The organism is Rhodoferax sp. (assembly GCF_025354435.1).
Classification (GTDB): Bacteria; Pseudomonadota; Gammaproteobacteria; order Burkholderiales; family Burkholderiaceae_C; genus Rhodoferax_B.
The window spans coordinates 75,244-99,102 of record NZ_JANXMU010000032.1 but is presented as its reverse complement, the minus strand read 5'-3'; the positions used below and the strand labels follow the sequence as shown (position 1 = coordinate 99,102).

The window sequence follows — 23,859 nt, the reverse complement described above, 5'->3', positions numbered from 1 at the left end:
TGCCAAGTCACACAGGAGTTAAGCCTTGGCTAAAAGAACATTTCTCGACTTCGAGCAACCCATCTCGGACCTGGAAACCAAAATCGAAGAGCTGCGCTACGTGCAGACCGAGTCGGCCGTCGATATTTCTGAAGAAATCGACCAGCTCAGCAAAAAAAGCCAGCAGCTCACCAAAGACATCTACAGCGTGCTCACGCCTTGGCAGATCACCAAGATTGCCCGCCACGCCGAGCGCCCCTACACGCTGGACTACGTGAATGAAATCTTCACCGATTTCGTGGAACTGCACGGCGACCGCCATTTCTCGGACGACCTGAGCATCGTCGGCGGCCTGGCCCGTTTCAACGGTATCGCCTGCATGGTGCTGGGCCACCAAAAAGGCCGCGACACCAAAGAGCGCGGCCTGCGTAACTTCGGCATGACCAAGCCCGAGGGCTACCGCAAAGCCCTGCGCCTGATGAAAACAGCCGAAAAATTCGGCCTGCCGGTGTTTACCTTTGTGGATACGCCCGGTGCCTACCCTGGCATTGACGCGGAAGAGCGCGGCCAGTCCGAGGCCATCGGCCGCAACATCTTCGAGATGGCGCAGCTGGAAGTGCCCATCATCACCACCATCATCGGCGAAGGCGGCTCCGGCGGCGCGCTGGCGATCTCGGTGGCCGACCAGGTGATGATGCTGCAATATTCGATCTATTCGGTGATCAGCCCAGAAGGCTGCGCGTCGATTTTGTGGAAGACTTCCGACAAAGCCTCCGAAGCTGCCGAAGCTCTGGGTATCACCGCCCACCGCCTCAAGGCGCTGGGCGTGATCGACAAGATCGTTAACGAACCCGTGGGCGGCGCACACCGCGACCACAAGCAAATGGCTGCCTTCTTGAAGCGCGCCCTGAACGATGCCTACCGCCAGGTTGGCGATTTGAAGGTCAAGGAGCTGCTGGACCGCCGCTACGACCGCCTGCAAAGCTACGGCCGGTTCACCGATACCAAAGCTGAAAGTAAGTAGCACACCCCCAGGCTACACACTTCGTGTTTTCGCTAACCCCCTTGCAGGGGGCAGCAGCAGCGGCTTGGCGGAGCCAGTTCCATGCTGTTTATGGAAGGGTTTTTTATTCCATATTTATATGCTTTTTAGGCCGCTAGCGCTTATGAGGCAAGCGGGGGGAGCTATTGAAAAAATAGCGTCACACCCAGCCCATCGCCCCTAAAAAGGCACCGATTGCCAGTAGCCACAGAATGTGGATTTTGGTGCGCCAGACGATCAGGGCACTGAGGGCGGTCATCAGCCACAGGGGCCAGTCGCGGTTCGGTCCGTGTTGGGCGCTGGACAGCAGCCAGCCAGTGGCCAGCATCAGCGCAATTACGATCGGGGCCATGCCCTGTTTGAAGGCCCGCACGGCGCGCAGTTCGCGGTTGCGGTGGCCCCAGCGGGCCGAGAACCACATCAGCGTGGTACTGGGAAGCAAGAGGCCCAGCATGGTGCAGGCCATGCCCAGCAGGGCGGTGGCGTAGCTACCGGCATTGAGCCCCACGTTCCAGCCCATCAGGGCGACAAACAGAATATTCGGCCCCGGCGCGGCCTGGGCGATAGCGATGGATGCGTTGAACTGCTCGTTGGTCAGCCAATGCTGTTGTTCCACCAGAAAGCGGTGCATGTCCGGTGCCGCCGTGATCGCGCCACCCACGGCCAGCAGCGACAGCGCGCTGAAGTGCCACCACAGGCTCAGCCAGTCCAGCGCCTGCATGGTGATCTGGTGCAGGGCGTTCATGGTGCCAGCTTGCGGTAGGTTTGCACGCAGGCCGCGCCGCCGATGGACAGCAGCACGTAGATCAGCGGCCAGTGCAGCAGGGCGATGGGCACAAAGGTCAGCACCCCCAGCACGGCACACAGCGCGATGCCCATCACGTGGCGGCGCACGGCCCGCAGCAGGCGCAGGCCGGTCGCGCAAATCAGGCCCGCCGCCACTGCGCCCATGCCGCGCAAGGCACCGCCTACGGCCGGGTGGTCGGCGTACTGGGCATAGGCCAGGGCAAGGGCCAACACCACCAGCAGCGGCACGGCCAGCAAGCCTGCCGATGCCGCCAGGGCCCCGCGCAGGCCGAAGTGGCGGTCACCGATCATTACCCCCAGGTTCAGCACGTTGGGGCCGGGCATGATCTGCGCCACGGCCCAGTCTTCGAGGAATTCTTCGTTGGTCATCCAGCGTTTTCTCTCGACCAATTCGCGTTGCACCACGCCCAGCACGCCGCCAAAGCCCTGCAGGGCCAGCCAGGTAAAGGACATGAACAAGTCGGTAGGGGACTGGGGCTGGTGCAGCGCAGATGCGGGTGCGGAGGAGGGGGGCGCAGAAGGCAAAGAGCTCATGGCTGGATTATCGCCACGGCCCGCGCTGCAGGTTGCGCGGCTTGCCGATACCATCTTCCATCCACTCGTTATTTATGCGCACGCCCACCCTTCCCATGCCGACTTCACGTGCCCTGCGCCTGGGTTCGGGTGTGGTGCTGTGGGTGTATGTGGCTTCGCACCTGCTCAACCATGCTCTGGGCCTGGTGTCGCTGGATGCGGCAGAGCAGGGTCTGCGGGTGGCGCTGGTGGTGTGGCACAGCGCACTGGGTACCTTGATGTTGTACAGCGCATTTGCGGTGCACCTGGTGCTGGCCATGCTGGGGCTGTACCAGCGGCCCACGCTGCGACTGCCCGCGGTGGAGCTGCTGCGGATTGGCGCGGGCCTGGCCATTCCCATGCTGCTGGTGGGCCACGCGGTGGCGACCCGCATGGCGTACGAGTGGTATGGCCTGGTGCCGCAGTACCAGCGGGTGGTCACAGCCCTGCTACATACCGGCTCTGAGGGCCGCCAACTGGCGCTGCTGGCACCCGGCTGGTTGCATGGCTGCATGGGTTTGCACATGGCCTTGCGCAAACGGCCGGGTTACCACCGCTGGCGTTGGTCCTGGGCGGCCGCGGCGCTGCTGTTGCCCTGCCTGGCCGCCGCCGGTTTTTTGCACATGGCGCAAGAGGTGGGTGCCTTGCTGCCGCAGGCCCCTTTGCCCCAGCTTGGCAACGAAGCCGCCGATGGCGCGCGGGCCGAGTCTTTGCAGAACCTGCGGGTGCAAATACTCAGCATGTACGGACTGCTGCTGGCGTCGGTGGTGTTGGCGCGTGGCGTGCGGGCAGCGCGGGAACACCGCAATTAAGCCACCGTATTTATCCTCTAAAAGGAGGATGTGGGCGGGTGATGGGGGGAAACGTGGTGGCAGCCCTGTGGGGTGCTGCGGTACATTGATTTGGTCTTAAAACCACCACCCCTCCGCATGATTGAACGCACCCTTTTCAGCCCCGACCACGCCGCATTTCGCGACAGCTTTCGCCGCTTTGTCGACAAAGAAATCGTCCCTTTCCATGCCGCCTGGGAAGAGCAGGGTTATGTGGACCGGGCCGTATGGCACAAGGCCGGGACCAACGGGTTTTTATGCACCTCCATGCCCGAAGAGTTTGGCGGCTCGGGGGCCGACAAGCTGTATTCAGTGGTGCAGATGGAAGAGCTGGCCCGGGCGGGCATCACCGGCATCGGCTACAGCCTGCACAGCGAAATCGTGGCCCCTTACCTGCTGCACTACGCCACGCCCGCGCAAAAAGCCAAGTACCTGCCGCAGATGTCCAGCGGGGCCATGGTGGGCGCGATTGCCATGAGCGAACCGGCCGCCGGGTCGGACCTGCAAGGCATCCAGTCCACCGCGATCCAACAGCCTGACGGCAGCTACCGGCTCAACGGCAGCAAGACTTTCATCACGAACGGCTGGCACGCCGACCTGGTGGTGGTGGTGGCCAAGACCAATCCGGCGGCCGGGGCCAAGGGCACCAGTTTGTTTTTGGTCGAGCGCGGTATGCCTGGCTTTAGCGTGGGCAAGCGTCTCAAAAAGCTGGGCATGAAGGCGCAAGACACGGCCGAGCTGTTTTTTGACAATGTGCATCTGGCCCCGGAGCAATTGTTGGGCGGCAGCCTGCATGAAAACAAGGGTTTCATCTGCCTGATGGAGCAGTTGCCCTGGGAGCGCCTGCAAATCGCCATCACCGCCGTGGCGGCGGCCCAGGCGGCCATCGACTGGACCGTGGCCTACGTGAAAGAGCGCAAGGTGTTCGGCCAGCCGGTATCCAGCTTCCAAAACACCCGCTTCACCCTGGCCGAGCTGCAAACCGAGGTGCAGGTGGCCCAGGTGTTCATCGATCGCTGTACCGAGTTGCTGCTGCAGGACCGGCTGGACACCGCCACCGCCAGCATGGCCAAGTACTGGACCACCGACCTGCAGTGCAAAGTGATGGACGAATGCGTGCAGCTTTTCGGCGGCTACGGCTATGTGTGGGAATACCCCATCACCCGTGCCTACGCCGATGCCCGGGTGCAGCGCATCTACGGCGGCACCAACGAAATCATGAAAGAAGTGATTACCCGGGCCATGGGGTTGGGTAGCTAGATGCTATTATAAAAGTAGCTAACTGCGTAGGTGAAATATACGCTAGAAGCCGATTTCGTTTAAATTTTCTCGCTCTGCACCACGGCTGAGGTGCTGCGGTCTACCAGGTCCGCGCAGACGGTTTCCACTTCGTTGGCCCACACCGCCAGGTTCTCGGGCAGCTTCTCACCGGCGGTGGCGGCCCAGCGCCTGCGGGCCTCGCGCTCCACGGCGCGCAGTTGCCAGGCCAGCTCGCGGGTGATCAGTGACAGCTCGTCCGCCAGCAGCCCGGTGATGGAGTCGGCATCCAGGCTTTGCAACTGGTCGGGTGCCACGCCCGATTCGATGATGGTGCGGTGGATACGCGCGCAGCGCTCGCCTATGGATACCAGCCCACTGCGCCGCGCCGCCGACAAACGCATGTCTTGCGCCAGGGCATCGGGCCAGCCCCGCAACGCGTGGTGAATTGCCTTGAGGTGGCGTACCGGGTCGGCGACCGGGTTGTCGATGGTGTCCGTGGGCTCGGTGTCTACGCCTGGTCGCAGTTGCAGCAGCGGCAGCATGCGGTTGATCAGCGCGTTGTCGTAACGGTGCCGGTTGGTGCGCAGCAGCACCGACAAACGCAGCAGCGCATGGCTGCGGCCAGGGCGCACCAGCGATGCCACTACCTGCGCCAGCGACACAATCCGGCCCCAGGGCCCGATGGCTGTGGCCGCCAGCCCGGCAGGGTAGCCCGAGCCGTCCAGCACCTCGTGGTGTTCGCGCACGGCGCGCAGCATCTCGTTGCGGTATTCGGAATGGCGCTCTAGCAGCAGCACCGATACCAGCGGGTGCGAATAGAGTTGGCGGCGCTGCTCGGGGCTGATCTCGGCGCTGGGCTCCAGCAAAACCGGGTCGATGTGCATCATGCCCAGGTCGTGTAGCAGCCCGGCGGCGGCCAGCATGACCAGGTCATTGCGCATCGCCTGCGGGCGGTTGCCCAGCCATACGGCGGTCAGCGCGGTCGCCACAAAGTAGCGGAACTGGCCGGGGTGCACATCCCGCACCACGGTCAGCTGGAAGACGATGGCGGTCGGCAGCGGCACGGCCTCCAGGCAGTCGAGCAGCAGCTTGCGGTCTTCGGGCTTTTCGGCCATGCGCGAGAAGACCAGGTTGCTGTCGAGCAGCTCTTCGCCAATAGCGCGCAGGTTTTTGCCGCTGACGGCGGCATCAATCTCGATGGCATCTTGCAGCGGCGTGGTGGGGTGGTGTTGCACCAGGCGTTCGTACAGCCTGGGGGTAACCCGGGCACCTTTGTCCAGGATCTTGATGCCGTTCGCACCCATCACCGGGCGGTTGGTCTGCATGCCCCGTTCGCTGCCCAGTTGCGATACCGCCTTGGCAAAATATTGGGATTCGGTCACGGCATCAGGCATGTCTATGTTTGTAACACAGGCGACTTTTATCCTGCTTGTAAAGACGGGATTCTGCGCTGGGTGAAAGCCGTATAAACACCCTGAACCGGGGCTATATCGAGCCATGCGTGTTGGGCGGGTGTGGAAAGGGGTGAAATGGCCTGAACTTGTCTACACAAGGAGGCCCGATTGGCCTGTTTTTGGGGCCGTTTGCCACAACAAAGTGCGCAAAACCGCCCCAGCCCTTAAAATCGCGGGTTACTCCCAACAAAGCCCCCTAATGAACGCCCCGGTTGACGTTTCTTTTTTCGCGCGCGCTGCCAAGCCGCTGACCAGTTACCGCAAGTACTGGGCGGCTCGCTTTGGTACATCCAAATTTTTGCCGATGAGCCGCGCCGAGATGGACAAACTGGGCTGGGACAGTTGCGACGTGATCATCGTCACCGGCGACGCCTATGTGGACCACCCCAGTTTCGGCATGTCGGTGATCGGCCGCATGCTGGAGATGCAGGGCTTTCGCGTCGGCATCATCGCCCAGCCGGATTGGCAGAGCGCCGACCCGTTCAAGGCGCTGGGCAAGCCGAATCTGTTCTTCGGGGTGACCTCGGGCAACATGGATTCGATGATCAACCGCTACACCGCCGATCGCAAGATCCGCAGTGACGATGCCTACACCGCCGGCGACATCGGCGGCAAGCGCCCCGACCGCGCCGCCATCGTCTACAGCCAGCGCTGCCGCGAAGCTTATAAAGACGTGCCCATCGTCTTGGGCGGCATAGAAGGCTCGCTGCGCCGCATTGCGCACTACGATTATTGGTCCGACAAAGTCCGCCGCAGCGTGGTGGTGGATGCCAAGTGCGACCTGCTGCTGTACGGCAACGCCGAGCGCGCCATCGTCGAAGTGGCCCACCGCCTGGCCGCCAAAGAACCCGTGCAAAGCATTACCGATGTGCGCGGCACAGCGTTTATTCGTCGCAGCGACGACCCGACCGGGCGCGACTGGATTGAGATCAACTCCACCTCGGTCGATGCGCCGGGCCGCGTGGAATCGCACATCAACCCTTATCAGACCACCTCCGAGCAGGCGGCAGAGCAGGGCTCCAGCTGCTCCAAGGACGATGCCAATCCGCAAGGCGTGCCCGCAGAGGCCGTAGTCAAGATGAGTCCGTCACTGGGCGATGCCTTGGCCCGTTCGCAAGCCCGCGAACTGGCCAAAATCAAGGTGCCCGCGCGCGACCGCTCGGTTATCCGCCTGCCGTCGTACGAGCAGGTCAAGGCCGACCCCGTGCTATACGCCCACGCCAACCGCGTGCTGCATCTGGAAACCAACCCCGGCAACGCCCGCGCGCTGGTGCAGGCCCACGGCGAGGGCGTGACCGCCCGCGACGTGTGGATCAACCCGCCGCCCATCCCTCTGACCACGGCCGAGATGGACACCGTGTTCGACCTGCCGTACGCCCGCAGCCCGCACCCGGCCTACGCCGATGAGAACGGCAGCCACGACGGCACCACCAAGATCCCCGCCTGGGAAATGATCCGCTTCAGCGTGAACATCATGCGCGGCTGCTTCGGCGGCTGCACCTTTTGCTCCATCACCGAGCACGAGGGCCGCATCATCCAGAGCCGCTCCGAAGAATCCATCATCAAGGAAGTCGAAGACATTCGCGACAAGGTGAAAGGCTTCACCGGCACCATCTCCGACCTGGGCGGCCCCACGGCGAATATGTACCGCCTCGGCTGCAAGAGCCCAGAGATCGAGGCCGCCTGCCGCAAGCCCAGCTGCGTCTACCCCGGCATTTGCTCCAACCTGGGTACCAACCACGACCCGCTGATCAAGATCTACCGCCGCGCCCGCGCACTCAAGGGCATCAAGAAGATTTTGATCGGCTCCGGCCTGCGCTACGACCTGGCCGTGCAAAGCCCCGAGTACGTGAAAGAGTTGGTGACCCACCACGTCGGCGGCTATCTAAAGATTGCGCCCGAGCACACCGAGCAGGGCCCGCTGACCAAGATGATGAAGCCCGGCATCGGCAGCTACGACAAGTTCAAAACCTTGTTCGAGAAGTTCAGCCTGGAAGCCGGCAAGAAGCAGTACCTGATTCCGTACTTCATCGCCGCCCACCCTGGCACCAGCGACGAAGACATGATGAACCTGGCGTTATGGCTGAAGAAAAACGGCTTCCGCGCCGACCAAGTGCAGACCTTCTACCCGTCGCCGATGGCCACCGCCACCACCATGTACCACAGCGGCAAGAACCCGCTGCGCAAGGTCACCCGCGATAGCGAAACCGTGGACATCGTCCGAGGCGACCGCCGCCGTAGGCTGCACAAGGCTTTTTTGCGTTACCACGATGCCAACAACTGGCCGCTGCTGCGCGAAGCCCTGAAAACCATGGGCCGCGCCGACCTGATCGGCAACGGCAAGCACCACCTCATCCCCACCTACCAGCCGATGACGGATGGCGGCTATGAGAGCGCGCGCAAGAAAAACTCCACCACGGTGACTACCAAGTCTTCACCGGTGACCAAGGGCCGCTTGCTGACCCAGCATACCGGCCTGCCGCCGCGCGACAATGGATCGGGTAAGCCAGCCAAGTCCGCCAAGCCGATCTACAAGGCCAAAGTATAAGAATAGGGCTCTAGCGTAGAGGCTGTCTACGCTAGTAGCTATTATTTTTACAGCAGTTAAGGTGTCAAGCCGTTAGCTGCTGTGCAAGCAGTAGCTGGCAAAGTTCTCCCCGTCCGCACTGGATAACTTTGGGGGTAACTCTGTACTTTATTTGTATGACAAGGGTAAGTCTTTGTTTTTAAAGGGGAAAGCTTGCGCTGCCTGTTATTTGAGCAGCAGGAGTAGTTCCCGCATGTGGCCACAGCAGATCAATGGGCGGCGAGCCTGGGTTGGAGCCAAAACAGCCAGCCCAGCAATATCCCGAAATGCAGCGCCACCGTGCCCCAGTACAGGCTGACAAACGATGCTTTGCGCGACCGGTAGCGCAGGATGCTTTGGGCCAAGCCTGCGCCGGGCCAGCCGCCTAGCAGGCTGAACAGATGCAGGGCGGGCTCCGGAGGTCGCCAGTAGTGGTTGCGTACGGCACGCGGGTCTCTGGCGTAGGCCAGTACGGTGAGCAGGTTGACCACCAGCACCGCGGCCACGGCCCAAAGCGACAGGCGGTAGCTCCACACCCCCCACACCCCCAGCACGCCCCATAGAAAGAGCAGCAGCACAAAGGAGCGGGCACCCGATTTGCGGCCGATGTAGTGGCGAGGCCGGTGGGAATGCACGTCGGCGTTGCCGCTGGCCGTGCTGACCTCGATGGCGCGGGGTTTGGTGTGGCTGGAGGTGATTTCGTCAAACCACACCGTTTCACCTTCGCGCGGCAAGGCCGAGCCGCGGTAGTCCTTGAGGTGGAAAAAGATGTCGTAACCGGTTTTTGGGCTGCGGATGAACCCCATACCGCGCGAGGTATTCCAGTGGTGGATCTTCCCTTTTTTTTTCATTCTCGTCACTCCAATGTGTACCGAGAAGGAATTCTGATCCTGTACACCTCCGTGTATACGGTTGGTTACATTGTTTTACCGGCCTGTATAGAGTGGCAGCCCCACGTAGTTTTCGGCCAGAACGGTGGATGCGGCGGTGGAGTGCACCAGGTACTCCAGCTCGGCCTCCTGCATGCGCTGTCCAAAGGCTCCGGTGTCGGGAAACTTGTGCATCAGCGAGGTCAGCCACCACGAAAAGCGCTCGGCCTTCCAGATGCGCGCCAGGGCGCGCTGCGAGTAGGTGTCGATGCCAGCAGCGCTTTTCTCGGTATAAAACTCGATCAACGCGCCGGACAGGTATTTCACATCGCTGGCCGCCAGGTTCAGGCCCTTGGCCCCGGTGGGTGGCACGATGTGGGCGGCATCACCCGCCAGAAACATGCGGCCAAAGCGCATCGGTTCGGCCACAAAGCTGCGCAGTGGGGCAATGCTTTTCTCCAGCGTGGGGCCGGTGACGATGCGCTCGGCCAACTCGGGGTCTAGGCGGCTGCGCAGCTCGTCCCAAAAGCGCTGGTCGCTCCAGGCCTCGACCTTGTCGTCCAGCGGGCATTGCACGTAGTAGCGGCTGCGCGACAGGCTGCGCATCGAGCACAGCGAAAACCCGCGCTCGCTGTTGCCGTAGACGATGGAGTGGGGCGACACCGGCGGCACATCGGCCAGCACGCCCAGCCAGCCAAACGGGTACACCTTCTCGTACTCGGTGACCGCACCCTCGGGTACGCTGGCGCGGCAGACACCGTGGAAGCCGTCGCAGCCGGCGATGAAGTCGCACTCCAGTTCGTAGTTTTGCCCGTCTTTCTGGTAGCGCACCCGGGGCGTGGCGCTGTCGAAGTCGTGCACGCTTACCTGGGCGGCCTGGTACACGGTGGTCAGGCCTGCGGCGCTGCGCGCATCCATCAGATCGCGCGTCACTTCGGTCTGGCCGTAGGCCGTAACGACCTTGCCGCCGGTCAGGCCATGCACGTCGATGGCATGGCGCACGCCCGAGAACACCAGGTCGATGCTGTGGTGCACCACGCCCTCGGCCTGCACGCGATCGCCCATGCCCGCTTCGTGCAGCATGTCCACGGTGGTCTGCTCCAGGATGCCCGCGCGGATGCGGCCCAGCACGTAGTCGGGGCTTTGCCGCTCGATGATGATGTTGGCAATGCCGGCTTTGTGTAGCAACTGGCCGAGCAGCAAGCCTGAAGGGCCTGCACCGATGATGGCAACCTGGGTACGCATTGAATGTCTCCTGAATTTGTTGCCGCAAGCTTAGTTTTTAGTCCGTACATTTGCCAGTCGTCCAACGCGACAATGTGCGATGATCGGCCTTGATGTGCGATTGCCGCGCAAAAAGGGTGGAGCCCATGCAAAAGATGAGCCTTCCAGAAACACCGCAGAACTGGCTTTGCCAGGCTGCTGGTGTTGCCCCCTGCAAGGGGGTTGGCGAAAGATGCGAAGCACTGCAGCCTGGGGGTGTGCAATGACCATTCAGAAAGCCGATTTGATCGAAGGCATGGCCAAGGGCATGGCGGTGCTGGAGAGCTTTGACACCGAACGCCAGCGCCTCAACGCCACCCTGGCCGCCCAGCGTGCCGGGCTGACCCGCGCCGCGGCCCGCCGCCATCTGCTCACCCTGGCGCACCTGGGCTACCTGGACACTGACGGCAGCTACTTCTGGCTGGCGGCCAAGGTGTTGCGGTTTTCGGGCAGCTACCTGGCATCGGCCCAGCTGCCGCGTGTGCTGCAGCCCACCCTGAACCGGCTGGCGGCGCAGACGTTGGAGTCGTTTTCGGCGGTGGTGCGCGATGGCGACGAGGTGGTTATCGTGGCAAGAAGCGGCAACGACCGCAGCGGGGGCCCGTTGCGCGTGTTGGCCGATGGCCTGCACCTGGGCGCACGCTTACCCGCCCACGCCACCTCCACCGGCCGGGTGCTGCTGGCCAATGAAACCAAGTTGGCTTTCAACGCCTGGATGAAAAACCGCAGCCTGCCGCGCCTGACCGCCCACACCACCACCGACCCCAAAGCCTTCCGCGCCGCCATCGTCCAAGTCCGGGCCGATGACTTTTGCGTGGCCAGCGAAGAGCACGAACCCGGCGTGCACGCCCTGGCCATCCCCCTGCGCAATCTGCAAGGCAAGACCGTGGCCGCCCTGAACGTGGTGACCACGCCGCAGCGGCTGGAGCAGGAGGTGCTGCGCCGTGACTTGCTGCCGCTGCTGCTGGAGGCGGCACGGGAACTGCGTCCGCTACTGTGATAAATTTATATAAAAAGAGGCTCTAGCGTAATCACTACCTACGCTAGTAGCTACGGAAAATATAGCAATTTCCGTATTCAGCTACGGTGCGAAATTTCGACCACAACTGCCCGTGCGCTCAGCTGCTGCACCAAAGCTTCGGCTGCCGCCCGGTTGCGGGCATCCAGGTTGGCATCCCATTCGTCCAGCAGGTAGACGCGGGCCTGGGTTTTCTGGGTGATTTCCTGCAGCGCGCGCAGTTGGCGTTCGCCGGACGAGAAGCCGCTGGCGGCGGGGGCATCTTCGTCCTCATCGTCGGTAGGCAGCCCGGCGGCAAAGGCAAACGCCAGCTTGTCGTGCGTCGGCCAGTAAAACGCCTGTTGGCCGAGCTGGGTTTTCAGCGCGGCCAGCAGGGTGGATTTACCCGATCCATTGCCGCCGCGCACCTGCAGCCAACCAAAGGGCCGGGCGTTGACCACGGCCAGGGCCTGGTCCAGGCTGCTGCAGGCCTGCGCCTCGCCGCTGCTCCACTGCAGGCGCAGGTGGTCAAAGCCGATGCGCTGCACAAAACCTGCATCCGGCGCGGGCCGCATGGCGTTGCAGGCACCGCCGATGCGCGTCCACACGGCGGCCAGGTCGTTCCAGCCCGACGCTAGGCCGTGCATGTCGCCAGACAAGGCGATTTGCCGCGGCAGGGTGGCGGCCAGGGCCACCAGCAGGCTGGTGTTGCCCACGTTTTCGCCCGCCACCCAGGCCAGGTAGGCAAACAAGGCTACCAGCGAGACGATGCCGTTGATGGTGGCCAGCCCCTCGCGGGCCAAAATAGCTTTGATCTGCGCCGCCAGCGCGTCGCGCAGCCGGGTTTTGAAGCCGCTATGCCAGAGGCGAAAGTTGTAGCGATTGCCGCTAAAGATGTTTTCCCAGGCGCTGTAGGTGTGGGCCGTCATGCGGTTGGTGCTGCGCTGGTGGGCCAGGTAGGCGGCAGCCACCGGCTTGCGCACCAGCCACTGCAACAGCAGCAGTACGGCAAACACGCCGGCGTAGACGATGGGCAGGCCCGCGTCGATGGCCACGCCCAGCACGGCGGCGTTGAACAGCAGGCCGAACAGCAGCTTCAAGTCCGCCTCCAGCTCGTAGACCAGCTCAAAGAAGATGTGGAAGGCCTCGTTGGTCAAAAACGGCTCGGCCAGTTCGCGCTGGTCTTTGTCGCCCAGCAGCGCGGGCTGGCCCTGGTTGTCGCGGGCAAAGCGCAGCATGTAGCGGCCAAAGGCCCCAAACCCGGCGCGCTCGGCAAAAATCCAACTGCTGGCGCCCACCACGTACGAGGCCGACTGCACGCCCACGATCCAGGCAAAGTCGGACACCAGAAACACCTTGTCCACCATGTCGCGCCCGGCCTCAATGATCAGCCAGGTGGTGCTGGCCGCCAGCCCGGCCTCGGCCACCAGGCACAGCAGCATCCAGACGAACGGGCGGCAGACCAGAAAGCGCAGGAAGTCGCGGTGGCGGTAGGCCGTGTGGTGGGTATGGGGGCGGTGCATAGAGGAGGGCGATGGTACATGCCCTCCATGGCACGTTAGGCTTCGCGGTCGGGGAAGTCCACCGGCAGCGGCGCAGGCCGTTCGCAGGTGGTCTGCAGGCTGACGAAGCGGCCCTCGGCGGCCGAGGTCAGCATGGCCTCCATCACTTCCAGGCAGTGCAGGCCCATGGCCCCGCTGGCCCGGGCGGCGCGCCGCTGGCGGATGGCGTAGGCCATGTCTATCAGGCCGATGCCCCGGCTGTTGACGCGGTGGCTGGTCTCGCCAAAGCGGTGCTGTGCGGGCACGCGGATCCAATCCGGCTGTACCGCGGGGCGCGGCAGGCTTTTCCAGCGGTATTCGTCCACCGTGCGCAGCAGCACCTCGCCGCCAAACAGGTTGGGGCCGTCCACCGGGTCGATGTCGCGCAGGCAAATCGTGCCTTTCGTGCCGTAGATCTCCAGCCGGGGCAGCTCGGAATCCCACACGTCAAAGCTGGCCAGCACGGTGGCGATCGCGCCGTTGGCAAATTCGATATTGCCGCTGATGTGCGTATCCACCTCGACCGCGATCTCGGTGCCGCGCAGCGGTTCGCTGTGGATGGTGCGCTTGCCCATGGCGCAGCAGCGCGTGGCCGGGCCCAGCAGCGACAGCAGCGCGGCGATGTAGTAGGGGCCAATGTCCAGCAGCGGGCCGCCGCCGGGCTGGTAGAAGAAGGCGGGGTTGGGGTGGAACCATTCGTGCCCATGGCTGACCACAAAGGCGCTGGCCCCGGTGACTTCGCCGATGCGGCCTTCGTCGATCAACTGGCGGCAGGTTTGCAGGCGGCTGCCCAGGATGGTGTCGGGTGCGCAGGCCACCACCAGGCCGCGTTCGGCGGCCAGCGCCAGGATTTCTGCGCACTGGGCAACGTTGGTGGCCAGGGGTTTTTCGGTGTAGACGTGCTTGCCCGCCCGCAGCGCGGCCAGGGTCAGCTCGGCGTGCACGGCAGGCAGGGTCAAGTTGAGCACGATGTGGATGTCGGGGTCAGCTATCAGCTCTTGCGCCGTGGCGTAGGCGCGGGCAATACCGTGCTGGGCGGCCTTGGCTTGGACCTTGGCCAGGTCGCGGCCTGCGCAGGCGAGTACGTGGACGACGCCATACTTTTGCAGGTTCTGGATATACACATCGCTGATGTCGCCGATGCCGAGTACGCCGATGTTGAAGGGAGTCATGGGGTCTCCACGATGTTCGAAAAGCCCAGGTGCGCCGCCAGGGCGGCGACGATGATGGCGTGGTCGTCGCGGGATGGCAGGCCGGACACGCCGATGGCTGCCACCACGCCCACGCCCCGCACCCGTACCGGGAACGCCCCGCCGTGGGCGGCGTAGTCGGCGGTGTTCAGCGCGGCATCCGGCCAGGCGCTGCGCTGCTCGGCTTCCAGCTGCAGCTTCACCCGCAGGCTGGAGGCGTGGCAGTGCAGGGTCAGATTGGCTTTGCGCCGCGCCCAGTCGGCGTTGTCGGGGTGCGAGCCGGGCAGGGCGCTGAAATACAGCTGGCGCGTGCCGCTGCGGATATCGATCACCACTGGGGCTTCGCGCTCCAGTGCGGCGGCGCGCAGGGCGGTGCCGATGGCGTAGGCGGTGGTTTCGTCAAAGGCGGGCAAGACCAGCGTATCTTCTTGTTGGAGAAGGGCATCGAGTGGGGACAAAGTGGGCTCCTGGTAAGAGCGCTGATTCTGTGCAGGCACAGCGCTCATGCCAATGCCTGAGAAACGGATGCAGCCTCAACCGATCGTTGAGGATCAGGGTGTTTTCAGCGCATCCACCATGAAGTCGATAAGGCAGCGCACCTTGGGAGCTGGGTTGCGGGCCGACGGGTAGACCGCATGGATGGGCCGCGCCACCGAGCCCCAGCCCGGCAGCAGCGCCACCAGCCGCCCGGCGGCGATGTCTTCGGCCACCTCCCATTCCGACTTGAACACCACGCCCGCGCCGCCCAGCGCCGCCCCGTGCGCCGCGTCGCCCGCGTGGGTGTGCACGGCGGGGCTGATCTGCAGGCTACGGCTTTCATCGCCGCACACCAGCGCCCAGGTTTTGATGGCCGGGTCGCCAAACACGATGCAGCGGTGCTGGGCCAAGTCTTCGGGTTGCAGCGGCAGGCCGTGCCGGGCGATGTAGCTGGGCGCGGCACACAGCACGCGGCGGTCCATGGCGATGGTGCGGGCCACCAGGTCCGAGTCTGGCAGTGCGCCCTGGCGGATGGCGATGTCGATGCCGTCTTTCACCAGGTCCAGCGTGTCATCCGTGCCCACCAGTTCCACTTGTACCTGCGGGTACAGGTCTAGAAAACGGCCCAGGCGCGGCGCAATCTGGCGGCGGGCGAAGGCGTTGGACGCGGTGATGCGCAGCAGGCCAGATGCACCGCCGCGCCGCAGGGCCACGGCATCTTCGGCACGCTGTACTTGTTCCAGTAGCGCCTGCGCGTGGGGCAGAAATTCGCGGCCCTCGGCGGTCAGGCTCAGTTGGCGCGAATTGCGCTGCACCAGCCGCGCGCCCAGCGCCGATTCCAGTCGCTGTAAGCGTTTGGACACCACCGCCAGCGACAGGTCCAGGTCGCGCCCTGCGGCAGACAGGCTGCCCAGGGCCGCGATGCGGGCAAAAACGGTGATGTCGGCAAGGTGGTCGAGGCGGAACATGGTGGCTGCGGATGCGGAATGGGTTCTGTGGGTTACACCGAGTAAGGCCTTTGTAAAGACGGCGGTGGCTCCGTTTGCGTTGCATTGCGTCTTTAGAATCCCGACCCAATAGAAGGAGACGGCGCTGGCCGGGAGTGTTAAGTTTTGAAAAGCTGTCAACCCCAGCGTCAGCGCCACGTTCTAGAGGTGTCTGCAGGTAAATGTAAATTGAATGTCAGACGTTTTATTTTTCCACCCGCGAAAGAACACCATGTCCAAGAAAAAACACAGCAAAAAGCCAGCTAAGAAGTAATTCTTTAGCCCGCTTGAAAAAAACCCGCTCCGGCGGGTTTTTTTCTGCCTGCTACTATTTAAATAGCTACTAGCGTAGAGTCTATATGCGCTAGAGCCTTATTTTTTATAAATCTCAGCTCTCCGTTAAACTGTAAGCCCATCCAGTCTATTGCGCCTTGCCCATGTCCCCCGAACACACCGCCCAGTCCGCCCTTGCCGCGTTTGACAAAGTTGTCAGTGCCGCGGGCGACTTCCGCAGCCGGCCCGGCCAGCGGCTGATGGCGCAGCGGGTGGCGCAGACTTTCAGCGAAGCCACGCTGGGCAAGATGGAGAACGAAGACGACACGCCGTTGCGCTCCATCGCCGTGATCCAGGCCGGTACCGGCGTGGGCAAGTCGCTGGCCTACTGCGCCCCGGCCATCGCCGTGGCCCTGGCGCGCAAGACGCGCGTGCTGATCTCTACCGCCACCGTGGCTTTGCAAGAGCAGTTGGTGACCAAAGACCTGCCCGCGCTGGCGGCGCTGATGGACGAGCCGTTTCGCTTCGGCCTGGCCAAGGGGCGCGGGCGCTATGTGTGCAAGCTCAAGCTGTCGCGCTTGGCCGGGGAGGGCGGGGCAGACGACGATGACATGTTTGCTGATGAGCTGGCCGCCGCCAGCTTTGTGCGCCACGACGAAGAAGCCCGCATGCTGCAGTACGCCAGCCTGGCCCGCGACTTGTCTACCGCCGCCTGGGACGGCGACCGTGACAACCTGGCCCAGCAGCCTGATGCAGACATTTGGCAGCCCATTGCCGCCGAGGCCAGCAGCTGCACCGGCAAGCACTGCCCGGCCTTCAATGGCTGCACCTATTTCGAGAAGCGCAAGGAGCTGGTCGGCGCGCAGGTGATTGTGGCCAACCACGACCTGCTGCTGTCCACCCTGGGCACGCGCACCCTGCCCGAGCTGGACAACTGCCTGCTGATCCTGGACGAAGGCCACCACCTGCCCGCCGTGGCGCTGGACAAGTTCTCCACCGCCATGGACCTGAGCCGCCTGGGCTGGATCGACACCCTGGCGGGCCGCGCCAAGCGCATCGGCAGCCTGATGGGCGTGTCCGAGGTGGCCGACGTGGGCCGTTATGCCTCGCAGCTCAAGCAAACCCTGGAAGACATCGCCAAAACCGTGGCCACGCTGTACGCCGATGCCTTGCGCGAGCCGCCCAGTGCCTTCGGCCCGGCCCGCGTGCGCCTGCCCAAGGGCGAGCTGCCGCCCGAGCTGGTGGAGCCGCTGGGCATGGTCAGCGTGATGGCCGAGAGCTTTTTGGGTGTGTTGAACGACATCGCCAAAGCCCTGCGCACCGAGATGAAGGACGCGCCCAACGAGGCGCGCCGCCTGTCGGTGCTGTACGCGCAACTGGGCATGCTGTCGCCGCGGCTGGAGTCGGTGCACGCCACGGCCCAACTGCTGCTGCAAGAGTCTGAACCTCCCCGCGCGCCGGTCGCCAAATGGTTCACCCTGGCCGAGACTGATGGCCGGGTGCAGATCAAGGCCTGCGCCAGCCCCATCCTGCCGGGCTCGACCCTGCGCCACCAGCTGTGGGCGAATGTGCGGGCGGCAGTGGTCACCTCCGCCACGCTCACCAGCTGTGGCGAGTTCGACTTTTTCCTGCGCGAGACCGGCCTGAAAGACGACGAGGCCACCACCACCCTGGAAGTAGTCAGCCCCTTCGATTACGCCACCCAGGGCCAGTTTGTCACCGTGCAAACCCTGGCCGACCCGCGCAACGCCAGCGCTTTTGTGGCCGAGATGGTGCTGGCCCTGGTGCGCGACCTGGCCGAGGTGCAGCATGGCGCGCTGTGCCTGTTCACTTCGCGCGACCAGATGCGCCAAGCCGTGCTGGCCCTGCCGGACGCGCTGCGCCCCAAGGTGCTGGTGCAGGGCGACCTGCCGCGCATCCGCCTGATGCAGCAGCACCGCGAGCGGGTGGGCGCGGGCGGGGTGTCCATCATTTTCGGCATGCAAAGCTTTGGCGAGGGCCTGGATTTGCCCGGCCAGCTGTGCGAAACCGTGTTCATTGCCAAGCTGCCCTTTGCCTCGCCCGATGACCCGGTGGGTGAGTCGCGTGCCGAGTGGTTGCGTGGTGTGGGCCGCGACCCGTTCAGCGAGCTGGTCGTGCCCGCTACCGCTATCAAGCTGGCCCAATGGGCGGGCCGCGCCATCCGCACCGAGACGGACAAATCCTTCGTTTACTGCTACGACCGCCGTTTGAGCGACACCAGCTACGGCCAGCGCTTGCTGCAAGGCCTGCCGCCGTTTGCGCGGCTGCGCAAAGATGCACAGGGACGCGTGTTGGCGTAAATTACAAAAAAATATTTGAGGAGACACCATGCGCTTTGGACTCATCGCCCACCGCCTGCACCGCCAGGGCTCGGACAGCAGCTTGCTGCGCTGGCTGCAGGCCGCAGAACCCGCCGTGCGCGCCCTCAAGCTGGGTTTGCACGCTGTCGGCGGCACCTATGACGCGGTGGAGCGCTATGGCTTGTTAGACCAATTCCCGGGGCTGGTGCGCTATCCGAACGGGCATTCGGGCGGGCTGACGCGGCTGGTGTCGCATATCGTGGGCGGCGTGCAGCCGGGGCAGGCGCTGGACGGGGTGATTTTTTTGATCGACCCGGTCGATCCGTCCTCGCTGTTCCCCGAGGCGCAGGCCTTGAAGCGGCAGTGCGTGATCCACGGTAAGCCCTTTATGGCCACCGAAGCGGCAGCACTGGAGTGGCTGAAAGTAGAGAGCCTGCATGCCGGGCTGGAGGCCGCCCAGGCCCCTGGTGCGGCACTGCTGCAGGCCATGCCCGAGCAGGTGGTGGCGCTGATCGCCCACGACGCCTTGAAAACCCAGATGGTGGAGTTTGCGGGCACCCAGTTTGACTTGCTGTCGCGCTTTTCCGAGCGGGTGGCCACTGGCACCACCGGCGGCTTGCTCAATGATATGGCCTGGAGCCGGGGCTGGCCCGTTGGCACGCCCTGGGTCACTCCCTATCGTAGCGGCCCGCTGGGTGGCGACGCGCAAATTGCCGAGCGCGTGCTGGATGGCACCTGCCACAAGGTCATATTTTTTGAAGACCCGCATGTGGCCCGCCAGCACGAGGCTGACATCCAGCTGATGGAGCGCGCCGTCTGCAGCGCCAGTGAGCGCACCACCTGCATGAATTCCCCTGCGATGGCCTGGCGCTGGGCCGATGCGTTAAGCCGTGTGAAGGGCTGAATACGCCAATATCCCCGCTGTTGTGTATGGTTTGAATTAGGCGCATTCTTGGTTTGCGGACCTCTGTTCCGCCCAAGGAGTTCACCATGCACACCGGTTTATGGCGTTACCGTTTGCGTTCTCTGGGCGTGGGCTTGTGGGCTTTTTGGGGTTCGGCTTGCCTGGCGCTGGCTGCTGCCACGGCGGCTCCGGCGGTGCAGACCACCATCGAGATACTTGCCAAGGCCAACGCTGCCGTGGTGGGCGTGCAGGTCAGCGTGGAAGAGGGCGCACGCTCGGCCGAAACTTTGGGCCAGCGGCGCAGCGGCTCGGGCGTGGTGATCGGGCCAGATGGCCTGATTTTGATCATCGGCTACCTGATGGTGGATGCGCAGAGCATCGAAGTCGTTACGCAAGACCACAAAACCCTGCCCGCCCAGGCCGTGGCCTATGACCTGGCGACAGGTTTTGGTTTGATTCGACCAATTTTGCCTTTGCGTGGCATCCAGCCGGTGCAGCTGGGTAGTCTGCAGGAATTGCGCACCGGCGAACCGTTGATGGCTTCCACCGGCCCGCAACTCGGCGGTGAAGATGCCGATGTGAACATGGTCCAGGTGGTCAGCCAGCGGCCATTTTCCGGCTATTGGGAATACCACATCGACAGCGCCATTTTCACCAGTCCGCCGGTGGGCAACCATTCGGGCGCAGCGGTGTTCAACCAGCGCGGCGAACTGATGGGCATTGGCAGCCTGCTGGTGGGCGATGCCCTGGGCCGCAGTCCGCGCATTGCCGGCAATATGTTTGTACCGGTGGATTTGCTCAAACCCATTCTGGCGGAGCTACAGACGACCGGCAGTAGCCAGCAAAGCCACCGGCCCTGGGTGGGTTTGACCTCCAGCGAGCAGGCTGGGCGGGTGCAAATTGTGCGTGTCAGCAAGGAAAGCCCTGCCGCGCTGGCGGGCCTGGAGCCCGGTGACGTGGTACTGGCGGTGGACGGTGCCAAGGTCAGCACGCTGGAGGGCTTTTACAAAAAGCTCTGGGACCACGCCCAGGCCGAGGTGGACATCGAGCTCACCGTGCTGCAGGGTGCCGACATCAAGACCATTGTGCTCAAGGCGGTAGACCGCATGAGCACCATGCGCAAACCTACAGGTATTTAAGGCCTTTAGCGCAGATGGAATATGCGTAAGTTGCTATCAAATAAATAGCTCAGGCGTGGCGGCGGACTGTTAGCAGGATGCCGCCCATGGCCGCAAACAGGCCACCGCAGACCCGGTTGATCCAGCGCACGTGCGCGCTAGAGGCCAAAAACGGGGCGATGCGTGCCGTGCCCAGCGAGCACAACGTCAGCACCGACATTTCCATGGCCATGAAGGTGGCAGCCAGAATGCCCATTTGTGGGCCCCAGGCGGCAGCCGGGTCCAGAAACTGCGGAAAGAACGCGGCAAAGAACAGCAAGGCCTTGGGGTTGCTGGCCCCCACCATCAAGCCTTGGGCGTAGCAGGTGCCAAGAGTGGGTAGGGCTGCTGCATCACCGCTGGCGGGGTTGAAAGCCACCGCCGGGCTGCGCCAGGTCTTGATGCCCAGGTAGATCAGGTACGCGGCACCCACCACCTTGAGCACGGTAAACGCCGTCTCGGATGCCGCCAGCACCGCGCCCAGCCCCAGGGCCGACAGCAGCATGATGCCCAGCGCCGCTGTCACACTGCCCAGGCCCGACACAATGCCGCGCGCCCAGCCGTGCTGCAAGGCCCGGGTAATGCACATCAGCATGGTGGGGCCGGGCGACAGCACCAGCACGGATACGGCGGCCAGATACAGGAAGTAGGTAGACAGTGTCATGGGCAGGGTGGGGCAAGGTGAAGTGGAGCCACCATGGTAATTCAAGCTATTTACGATTTAATCAACAAGGTGGCCAGAACCCCTGAAAACTCGTTGTAAAATACGAGGCTTGTCGGGGCGTAGCGCAGCCTGGTAGCGCATCTGGTTTGGGACCAGAGGGTCGAAGGTTCGAATCCTTTCGCCCCGACCATTGAATGAAGATAAAGCCACCAAGAGGTTTCTCCTGGTGGCTTTTTTTCGTCTCTAACGTGAAGCAACTTGCCTGTGCTTGGCTACTCTGCACCCAAGTCCAGGCAAGCTAGTGAGGAATAAAATACTATGCAATTGATAGCTGCACGCGTAGGTAATATATACGCTAGAGGCCTATTTGGCTTGTTTATTTTGGTGTTGCTGCTGTGGGCGCTACCCGGGTGGGCGCAGGCACCGGACCCGGAGGTCACGCTGGACCAGTTGCGCCAGCAGGTTGAGACCATGCAAAAGGGTTTGGCCAACCCCGACCCCGAGGCAGATTTACTGGCCTGGCGCAGCAGCGCCCTGGCGGCGCAGACGCAGGCCCAAAAGATGGCCGACGATCTGGAACCCAAGCGCAGCAGTGTGCAGGCACGCCTGGCCGAGCTGGGCAAGCCACCTACCGACAAAAAAGAAACCCCCGACATCGCCACCCTGCGCAGCCAACTCGACAAAAACAGTAATGCGTTGGATGCTCAGGTCAAGCTGGCGGGCTTGGTGGCGGTAGAGGCCGAGCAACTGGCCGATCAGATATCGGTACAACGCCGCGCCCAGTTCCAGACCGAGCTGGGCCACCGCACCGCCTCGATTCTGGCCCCGGCATTTTGGAGTGAATTGCGCGACAACTACGCAGCCGATGCGGGCCGTTTGGGTGCGCTGGCCGGGGAACTGCTGCAGGCACTGCGCGCGGCATCGGTGGGTGTGTGGGGCGGCATGGCTGCCGCTTTGGTACTGCTGGTGCTGTTGCGCCGCAAAGCCGAAGCCCTGCTGTTACACGTAGCCACTACCCGCATACCGCATGGCCGTTTGCGGCGTTCGCTGTTTGCCGTGGTGCGTATTGTGTTGTCGGTGCTGGCCTGGGGCTTGGTGGCGGTGATTGTGCGCAGCGGGCTGGAATGGCGCGCCGATTTGTCGCCCTTGCCGCATGCCTTGCTGGTGCGCAGCCTGGGCCTGGCCTGCTTTGGTGGTTATGTGGTGGGCCTGGGGCGCGCGCTGCTGGCGGCCGACCGGCACAGCTGGCGTTTACCGGCTTTGCCCGACACGGTGGCCACAGGCCTGGCCTGGTTTCCGCTGGTGTTTGCCATCATCACCACGGCTGGCTGGCTGGTAGAGCGCCTGTATGCGCTGGTCAACGCCAGCCTGGCGACCACCGTGGCTTTGAACTGCATCTTGGCCCTGCTGCTGGGCATCAGCATGGTGATTGCCGTGGGCCGGGGCGAGCGTTTGCGCCGACTGCTTGACCGCGGCCCCGATGCCGACCGCGTACCCCCGCGTCCACTGTGGCTGGCCGTGCTGGCGGCCTTGGTGTGGCTGGTGCTGGTGGGTAGTGTGGTGGCTTTGCTGCTGGGCTATGTGGCGCTGGGTGGCTTCATGGTGCGGCAACTGGCCTGGACGGCGATTGTGGCCAGCACCACCTATTTGCTGCTGGTGCTGATAGACGACGTATGCATGGGCTGGCTGGCCGCCAACAACCCGGCCAGCATGCCGGCCGGTGCCTGGCGCATGCGCGACCAGGCCGCTGTGCTGGTGTCGGGCGTGGGCCGCGCCCTGGTGGCCTTGGTCGCGCTGACCTCGGTGCTGTCGCCGTTTGGCGATGGGCCGCCCGAGCTGCTGAACCGTGCCACCCAGTTCAGCGATGGCCTTGCGATTGGCGAGGTGCAGGTGCGGCCAACGGCGCTGCTACTGGCCATTGTGGTGCTGGTGGTGGGCCTGTCGTGTGTGCGCCTGCTCAAGCGCTGGCTGGTAGACCAGTTGCTGCCCACCACGAACCTGGACGCGGGCATGCAGATGTCCACCAGTTCGCTGTTTGGCTATGCGGGCGGGGTGCTGGTGGTGGCGCTGGCCTTGTCTGCCGTGGGTATCGGGCTGGAGCGGGTGGCCTGGGTGGCCAGCGCTTTGTCGGTGGGTATTGGTTTTGGCTTGCAAGCGGTGGTGCAGAACTTTGTGTCAGGCCTGATTCTGCTGGCCGAGCGGCCGGTGAAGGTGGGTGACTGGGTGGTGCTGGGCACGGTAGAGGGCGATATCCGCCGCATCAACGTGCGCGCCACAGAGATCCAGATGAGCGACCGCTCCACCGTGATCGTGCCCAACTCCGAGTTCATCACCAAAACCGTGCGCAACATCACCCACGCCAGCCCCTTGGGCTTGGTGCAGATCAAGCTGCCCATGCCGCTGGATACCGATGTAGAGCAGGTGCGTGCTCTGATGCTGGCCGCTTTCCAAGACCACACCGAGGTGCAAGCCAGCCCTGCGCCCAGCGTGGCGCTGGACGGCATCGACAACGGCAAATTGGTCTTCAACGCCACGGCCTACGTCGGCTCGCCGCGCATGTCGTACGGCGTGCGCAGCGATGTGCTGTTTGAAGTGCTCAGGCGCCTGCGCGAGGCCAAGCTGCCGATGTCGAATCCATCGACCATGGTGCTGCGCGAAGTACCGCTCCAACCCGCACCGGGTGAAGGCGAAAAAGCCGGGTAGCATCCCCACCATCGATACCACCCA

General features: G+C 63.6%; 19 protein-coding genes and 1 tRNA gene. 10 read left to right on the top strand and 10 right to left on the bottom strand.

Annotation, left to right across the window (positions count from 1 at the left end):
• The first annotated feature begins 25 nt into the window (after positions 1-25).
• Positions 26-1,003: an acetyl-CoA carboxylase carboxyltransferase subunit alpha gene (locus Q0T48_RS08145; RefSeq protein WP_295954895.1), complete on the top strand. Its 978-nt coding sequence runs from the start codon at positions 26-28 to the stop codon at positions 1,001-1,003.
• 178 nt (positions 1,004-1,181) lie between these two features.
• Here Q0T48_RS08145 and Q0T48_RS08140 read toward each other — a convergent pair whose 3' ends face one another.
• A complete protein-coding gene (locus tag Q0T48_RS08140) occupies positions 1,182-1,766 on the bottom strand; it encodes a chromate transporter (protein ID WP_295954892.1) in 585 nt (194 codons plus the stop codon).
• Positions 1,763-2,362 carry a chromate transporter gene (locus Q0T48_RS08135; RefSeq protein ID WP_295954889.1) on the bottom strand — a complete coding sequence of 200 codons (600 nt, stop codon included), beginning with the start codon at positions 2,360-2,362 and terminating at the stop codon, positions 1,763-1,765. Before Q0T48_RS08135 ends, Q0T48_RS08140 begins: the two co-directional genes overlap by 4 nt.
• A gap of 95 nt (positions 2,363-2,457) precedes the next feature.
• Here Q0T48_RS08135 and Q0T48_RS08130 point away from each other — a divergent pair, with 95 nt between their 5' ends.
• Both Q0T48_RS08130 and Q0T48_RS08125 read left to right on the top strand, forming a co-directional pair.
• Positions 2,458-3,192, top strand: a complete 735-nt coding sequence (locus Q0T48_RS08130; protein WP_295954886.1) for a hypothetical protein — start codon at positions 2,458-2,460, stop codon at positions 3,190-3,192.
• Between the two features lie 117 nt (positions 3,193-3,309).
• Positions 3,310-4,470 carry an acyl-CoA dehydrogenase family protein gene (locus Q0T48_RS08125; RefSeq protein ID WP_295954883.1) on the top strand — a complete coding sequence of 387 codons (1,161 nt, stop codon included), beginning with the start codon at positions 3,310-3,312 and terminating at the stop codon, positions 4,468-4,470.
• 59 nt (positions 4,471-4,529) lie between these two features.
• Here Q0T48_RS08125 and Q0T48_RS08120 read toward each other — a convergent pair whose 3' ends face one another.
• Positions 4,530-5,852: an HD domain-containing phosphohydrolase gene (locus tag Q0T48_RS08120; protein WP_295954880.1), complete on the bottom strand. Its 1,323-nt coding sequence runs from the start codon at positions 5,850-5,852 to the stop codon at positions 4,530-4,532.
• Between the two features lie 271 nt (positions 5,853-6,123).
• Here Q0T48_RS08120 and Q0T48_RS08115 point away from each other — a divergent pair, with 271 nt between their 5' ends.
• Positions 6,124-8,472, top strand: coding sequence for a YgiQ family radical SAM protein (locus Q0T48_RS08115; RefSeq protein WP_295954876.1), 2,349 nt, complete (start codon positions 6,124-6,126; stop codon positions 8,470-8,472).
• Between the two features lie 248 nt (positions 8,473-8,720).
• Here Q0T48_RS08115 and Q0T48_RS08110 read toward each other — a convergent pair whose 3' ends face one another.
• Both Q0T48_RS08110 and pobA read right to left on the bottom strand, forming a co-directional pair.
• Complete coding sequence (locus Q0T48_RS08110) at positions 8,721-9,341, bottom strand: DUF1294 domain-containing protein (RefSeq protein ID WP_295954873.1); 621 nt, start codon at positions 9,339-9,341, stop codon at positions 8,721-8,723.
• 75 nt (positions 9,342-9,416) lie between these two features.
• A complete protein-coding gene (gene pobA / locus Q0T48_RS08105) occupies positions 9,417-10,604 on the bottom strand; it encodes a 4-hydroxybenzoate 3-monooxygenase (protein WP_295954871.1) in 1,188 nt (395 codons plus the stop codon).
• Positions 10,605-10,845: 241 nt separating this feature from the next.
• Here pobA and Q0T48_RS08100 point away from each other — a divergent pair, with 241 nt between their 5' ends.
• The gene (locus Q0T48_RS08100) at positions 10,846-11,622 is read left to right on the top strand and encodes an IclR family transcriptional regulator C-terminal domain-containing protein (RefSeq protein WP_295954869.1); all 777 of its coding nucleotides are present in this window, start codon (positions 10,846-10,848) and stop codon (positions 11,620-11,622) included.
• A 77-nt stretch (positions 11,623-11,699) separates the two neighbouring features.
• Here the strand turns inward: Q0T48_RS08100 and Q0T48_RS08095 are convergent, their stop codons facing one another.
• The 4 genes from Q0T48_RS08095 to Q0T48_RS08080 all read right to left on the bottom strand — a co-directional run bounded on the left by Q0T48_RS08095 (position 11,700) and on the right by Q0T48_RS08080 (position 15,795).
• Complete coding sequence (locus Q0T48_RS08095; protein ID WP_295954866.1) at positions 11,700-13,142, bottom strand: hypothetical protein; 1,443 nt, start codon at positions 13,140-13,142, stop codon at positions 11,700-11,702.
• 35 nt (positions 13,143-13,177) lie between these two features.
• Complete coding sequence (locus Q0T48_RS08090) at positions 13,178-14,332, bottom strand: Gfo/Idh/MocA family oxidoreductase (protein WP_295954863.1); 1,155 nt, start codon at positions 14,330-14,332, stop codon at positions 13,178-13,180.
• Complete coding sequence (locus Q0T48_RS08085) at positions 14,329-14,808, bottom strand: heme-degrading domain-containing protein (RefSeq protein ID WP_295954860.1); 480 nt, start codon at positions 14,806-14,808, stop codon at positions 14,329-14,331. The genes Q0T48_RS08090 and Q0T48_RS08085 overlap by 4 nt, the downstream gene beginning before the upstream one ends.
• A gap of 93 nt (positions 14,809-14,901) precedes the next feature.
• A complete protein-coding gene (locus tag Q0T48_RS08080) occupies positions 14,902-15,795 on the bottom strand; it encodes a LysR family transcriptional regulator (RefSeq protein ID WP_295954856.1) in 894 nt (297 codons plus the stop codon).
• A gap of 455 nt (positions 15,796-16,250) precedes the next feature.
• On the opposite strand from Q0T48_RS08080, the gene dinG reads away from it, so the two are divergent.
• The 3 genes from dinG (at position 16,251) to Q0T48_RS08065 (ending at position 20,450) form a co-directional block, all read left to right on the top strand.
• Positions 16,251-18,407: an ATP-dependent DNA helicase DinG gene (dinG, locus tag Q0T48_RS08075; protein WP_295954853.1), complete on the top strand. Its 2,157-nt coding sequence runs from the start codon at positions 16,251-16,253 to the stop codon at positions 18,405-18,407.
• A 28-nt stretch (positions 18,408-18,435) separates the two neighbouring features.
• Positions 18,436-19,311 carry a methylglyoxal synthase gene (locus tag Q0T48_RS08070; RefSeq protein ID WP_295954851.1) on the top strand — a complete coding sequence of 292 codons (876 nt, stop codon included), beginning with the start codon at positions 18,436-18,438 and terminating at the stop codon, positions 19,309-19,311.
• 86 nt (positions 19,312-19,397) lie between these two features.
• On the top strand, positions 19,398-20,450 hold the full coding sequence (locus Q0T48_RS08065; protein WP_295954848.1) for a S1C family serine protease: 1,053 nt from the start codon (positions 19,398-19,400) through the stop codon (positions 20,448-20,450).
• Positions 20,451-20,499: 49 nt separating this feature from the next.
• Here the strand turns inward: Q0T48_RS08065 and Q0T48_RS08060 are convergent, their stop codons facing one another.
• Positions 20,500-21,132: a LysE family translocator gene (locus tag Q0T48_RS08060; protein ID WP_295954847.1), complete on the bottom strand. Its 633-nt coding sequence runs from the start codon at positions 21,130-21,132 to the stop codon at positions 20,500-20,502.
• A gap of 113 nt (positions 21,133-21,245) precedes the next feature.
• Here Q0T48_RS08060 and Q0T48_RS08055 point away from each other — a divergent pair.
• Positions 21,246-21,322, top strand: a tRNA-Pro gene (locus Q0T48_RS08055).
• A gap of 182 nt (positions 21,323-21,504) precedes the next feature.
• Entirely contained in the window at positions 21,505-23,835 is a 2,331-nt protein-coding gene (locus tag Q0T48_RS08050) for a DUF3772 domain-containing protein (RefSeq protein ID WP_295954845.1), read from the top strand.
• Positions 23,836-23,859 lie beyond the last annotated feature (24 nt).